The organism is Variovorax sp. P2_H12 (assembly GCF_056403395.1).
In genome coordinates this window covers 1-378 of sequence record NZ_JBFUFO010000296.1, presented here as the reverse complement: position 1 = coordinate 378, position 378 = coordinate 1, and the positions used below count along the sequence as shown (strand labels likewise).

Below are 378 nucleotides of genomic sequence, written 5' to 3'. Positions count from 1 at the left end.
GCCAGGGTCAGCACCATGGAYACCGCCGTCATCGCGACRGCAGGCAGAACGGTCTTGGCGTTCATGCCGCACCGCCCGTCTGCGTGGTCGCGGTGCGGTTGGTCAGGTCGCGTCGGGCAGCCAGCACTCGGTTACGAGCCCGGCGGGTCCGCCGCTGGTCCAGCTCGTTCGCCAGCCGGTCGAGGGTCATGATCTGCGCATCCAGCAACTCGACTTCCGCCCGGATGAGCGGCATTTCAAGCTCRATCGCGTCCAGCTCGGCATCCGACGGGCCACCGTCSAGCGAGGCAGCCGTAACAASGTCCTGAAGTGCARCGATGGACTTCATGGGTCGTGTTCTCCCTAGCAGTAGGAACGGCCCAAAGCGCCCTCCGGAGT

At 65.9% G+C, this 378-nt stretch carries 1 protein-coding gene; it reads right to left on the bottom strand.

Features of this window, described 5'->3' with window-relative positions; translation table 11 throughout:
- Positions 1-61 precede the first annotated feature (61 nt).
- Positions 62-328, bottom strand: coding sequence for a DUF6284 family protein (locus AC1DYK_RS36205; protein WP_478170657.1), 267 nt, complete (start codon positions 326-328; stop codon positions 62-64).
- Positions 329-378: the final 50 nt, after the last annotated feature.